General features: G+C 47.4%; 4 protein-coding genes. All 4 read left to right on the forward strand.

The window, feature by feature from the left end:
* The first annotated feature begins 138 nt into the window (after positions 1-138).
* Genes JCM12296_RS33165 through JCM12296_RS39400 form a run of 4 tightly spaced genes read left to right on the forward strand, consistent with a single transcriptional unit; the run spans position 139 to position 3,775 of the window.
* Positions 139-1,761: a phytoene desaturase family protein gene (locus JCM12296_RS33165; RefSeq protein WP_054702142.1), complete on the forward strand. Its 1,623-nt coding sequence runs from the start codon at positions 139-141 to the stop codon at positions 1,759-1,761.
* A 12-nt stretch (positions 1,762-1,773) separates the two neighbouring features.
* Positions 1,774-2,166, forward strand: coding sequence for a hypothetical protein (locus tag JCM12296_RS33170; protein WP_054702145.1), 393 nt, complete (start codon positions 1,774-1,776; stop codon positions 2,164-2,166).
* Between the two features lie 20 nt (positions 2,167-2,186).
* Positions 2,187-3,050: a phytoene desaturase family protein gene (locus JCM12296_RS33175; RefSeq protein ID WP_054702159.1), complete on the forward strand. Its 864-nt coding sequence runs from the start codon at positions 2,187-2,189 to the stop codon at positions 3,048-3,050.
* Complete coding sequence (locus tag JCM12296_RS39400; RefSeq protein WP_157068138.1) at positions 3,017-3,775, forward strand: phytoene desaturase family protein; 759 nt, start codon at positions 3,017-3,019, stop codon at positions 3,773-3,775. Before JCM12296_RS33175 ends, JCM12296_RS39400 begins: the two co-directional genes overlap by 34 nt.
* Positions 3,776-3,832: the final 57 nt, after the last annotated feature.

Below are 3,832 nucleotides of genomic sequence, written 5' to 3' on the forward strand. Positions count from 1 at the left end.
TTGACTAATAGTCATATCACTTTTAGGATCGTAATCACTGAATGACATTTGTTTTATTATTCTTCTTTCCCACCATTCTTTTTAACGACCGTAGACATGTAATTTATCTTGAAGGCATTTCAACTAAAGGAGGTTTGAATGGCCAAGTTTACGTACGATGTTGTGGTAATCGGTGGCGGCCCTAATGGTTTGACGACTGCGGCCTATCTGGCAAAGGCGGGATTGAAAGTTTTTGTCGCAGAGAAAAGGTTAGAGATGGGAGGAGGACTTGCGACAGAAGAAATTATCAGCCCGGGATTTGTGCATAATACTCATGCCCTGTACCATATGATGACCGAGTATGCGCCCATTTTTCCTGATTTTGAGATGCACACGGCATATGATTTAAAGTTTATCTATCCGGAAGTGCAAACATCCATTGCCTTTTCGGATGGGAAGTCTCTATCCCTCTACAGCGATTTAGATAGAACCTGCGAGTCAATCGCGCAGTATTCAAAAAAGGATGCCGAGTCATACCGGGATTTTTATCATTTCACGGAAGAGGCGATGGATCTTTTTCTTGCCCCGGCAACCTATGTAAACCCGCTCCCGGCATTGGAACAGGTGGGAATGCTGGAGGCCAATCCGATTACAAAAAGAGTCGACGAATTTACCGGCGAAACCCCTCAGCAGGTCGTGAATGATCTGTTTGAAAATGAACGGGTCCGCTCCCTGTTTTTGTATATGACCTGCATGTGGGGTCTGGAATACGATCTTCCGGGTGTAGGGTACCTTATTCCGCTGATGATCAACCGCGCCACGAAATATCGGTTGGTTCAAAATGGATCGCATCATATTGCCCATCTTTTGGGAAAAGTGATCTACAAAAATGGCGGCATGATTTGGGGCGGCTACCGAGTGAACAAAATAATCCTGGAAGATGGCGTGGCAAAGGGCGTCGAGCTTGAAAATGGGGACATAATGGAAGCCAAGGTGGCGGTTGTAAGTTCCGTTGACCCCCATCAAACCTTCTTTAAGTTCATTGGTAAGGACCAGCTGGAAGAGGACTTTGTTACTCGCCTGGAGGAATACCAGTGGGAAGAATGGAGCTTTTTCGTAACCCATCTGGCGCTTAACGAGGCTCCCAATTTTCTCGCTGCAGAGAAGAATCCGGATATCAATAAATCCATGATCGTCATCGCCGGATTCGATGGCGAGGAGGACATGATCAACCATTGGGAAGCCATACGACGCGGTGAGCTGTCAAAGCCTGCCTTTAAATGCTGCTTTCCGACGATTCATGACCCGACACAGGCCCCCAAGGGAAAACATACCGCAGTACTGACCGAACTTGCCCCCTTCGATTTGGCATCCGGAGGCGCTCAGGCATGGCACAAGGTAAAACATGAGCATTCCCGCAAAATGATAGAGACGCTTTCAAAATATGCGCCCAATATCAATGCCGAGAACATCATCGGCACCTATATTACAAGTCCGCTCGATATCGAAAACAAGTTTCCCGATATGGTAAAAGGTTCCATCAAACAAGGGGCTTACGCGCCACTGCAGATGGGTTCCATGAGACCCAACGAGCATTGTTCGGATCATTCGACCCCAATAGAAAGACTGTATCTCTGCGGATCGTCTACGCATTCGGGTGGAATGGCAAATTACGGTCCGGGTTACTGCGCGGCAACCACTATTGTTGAGCAATTGGGTCTTAACAAATGGTGGACGGAAATAGAATCCGTAAGGCGTGCACGAGAAGCGGGATTATTCTAGGGAGGTATAAAAATGTTAATGCGATCTACAGGCTTGGGAAAAACCTTGCTTCACTGTCAGGCCGTGAAGGTTGAAAGTACAAATATCGTTCCCGAAACGTTGAAAGACCCCGCGGATGGCCACAAGGAGCGCAAAAGGCTGCTAATGACCATTAAAACCACAACACCGGTAAGTTGGACAGTGCATGCCTTTGTGGAACCGAAGGATGTAAGACAATTGGTTTGGTACTTTTTCACGACACCCAGTGCAGTATGGAGAGCTATACGCTTCATGCTATTTGGGGGCGAATCACCATCCGTCAAAGTTATGAAAAAGAAAAAAGAAGAGAAAAAAAAAATAGTTAAAGAAAAAACAGCCAATAAAAAAACATCTCAGGCATTACCGGCAACATCGGCAGGCCAATAGAGACAAGGAGGAATAAAATTATGCCAGATAAAAGTTATGATGCAGTAATTGTCGGTGGCGGTAGTAATGCACTCGTTACAGCGCTTTACCTTGCTAGAAACGGTATGAAGGTAGGCATTTTTGATCGACGGTATGAGGTTGGCGGGGAATTCTGCTCGGATGAACTGCCTTCCCCGGGATTTATCATGAATACCTGCGCCACGTTTATTCGCTTCTTTTTATGCCCGGCGTTGTACGATTTCAATCTCCGCCAGTACGGTTTGCAGCTCGTGATGCCAGAGCCCAGTCAGTCGGTTATTTTTGATGATGAGAGCGCCATTGTCATTTACGGCACCAAAAAAGTTGATCTGGAAACAGGCAAAATGACGCCGGTGCCGGAACATTTGGAAAAAAATCTCAAAAGCATTGCCGATCAATCGGTACAGGATGCGGACACCTGTGCAAAGTGGGCGAATATTTTTAGGGAAAAAGGGCTTGGTGAAAAGATCGAGAAGTGGCTCTATACACCGCCGACGTTAGAGAATGAGAAAGTCCTCATAGACGAGATTATGGCCACGGGCGATGTCGATCCCCGTTGGCCCTATATGTCGATTGGGGAGCTTGCCTATGATCTTTTTGAAAGCGACGCCATGAGAAGTTACTTCATGCGGCTCGGTCAGGGACACACAGGATCGTATCCGATGACGGTACAAAACCTGATGTTCAACTTGCACCAGGTCGGCTCTATGGCAGGTGGGCTTCCCGTGTCCATTTCCGTGGGCGGCACGCACAATATGGCCCATGCCATGCAAAAAGCGTTAAGTTCGATGGGCAGCGATTTTTTGTCGATAGTGAAGTTGATAAGATCGTCGTGGAAAATGGAAAAGCGACAGGCGTTATTCTAGAAGATGGCACGAAGGTCGAGGCAAAGCGGCTGGTCGTCAACGGATCAGACCCGTGGCAGTTGGCGTTCAGATATCTTGAACCGGACATGACCAGCGATAAGGTAAAGCACCAGATAAAGAACCTCTGGGGAGATAACTACGGGATCATCTGGGCAACATTCGCTCTGCATGAACTTCCCGAGTACAAAGTAGAAAAAACACATCCAGGCTGTATGACCCAGCGCTGTTATCTCATGCCGAAGGACGCCGATTATATAAGGTTTCGAAAGCTGGGCGAGTGTCATCGGTATGGGCTTCCCAAACGCTTTTTCTTCCATCTGACCCATGACACGGCCTTTGTGCCCAGTTATGCACCTCCAGGAAATCATCTTTGCCTTGTTGAAGACTATCTGGGTGAAGACAAATTTTTCAACAAAGCCGAGTGGGAAGAGATACGCAAGCGAACGCCTCAAGAACTTCTTAAGGATTGGCAACGTTACGCACCCAATATGACGGAAGACAATGTGATTAATTCGCACGTGATTTTGGGTCCGGATCTTCCTGCGCGATGGGGCGTGCCCATGTGGTCGTCAATCGGACACAATGCGCCGCAGATGGGAAGCTTCAGACCCATACCCGAATGGTCGGGATACAAAACACATATCGAAAATCTTTATATGTGCAATCAAAATCAACACCCGGGTGGTTCCTCCTGGCGCTGCCGGGATACAATTGTTACAAGGTGATTGCCAAGGACTTTGAATTGGAAAAAGTGTGGGAAACCGCAGGACGCGAATTTTAAA

It is taken from the genome of Desulfosarcina cetonica JCM 12296, assembly GCF_001311845.1.
Lineage (GTDB): Bacteria > Desulfobacterota > Desulfobacteria > Desulfobacterales > Desulfosarcinaceae > Desulfosarcina > Desulfosarcina cetonica.

Bases quoted from the DNA above. Each gene is read 5' to 3' on its own strand.
- JCM12296_RS33165 (WP_054702142.1), top strand. From the start codon at position 139: ATGGCCAAGTTTACGTACGATGTTGTGGTAATCGGTGGCGGCCCTAAT.
- JCM12296_RS33170 (WP_054702145.1), top strand. From the start codon at position 1,774: ATGTTAATGCGATCTACAGGCTTGGGAAAAACCTTGCTTCACTGTCAG.
- JCM12296_RS33175 (WP_054702159.1), top strand. From the start codon at position 2,187: ATGCCAGATAAAAGTTATGATGCAGTAATTGTCGGTGGCGGTAGTAAT.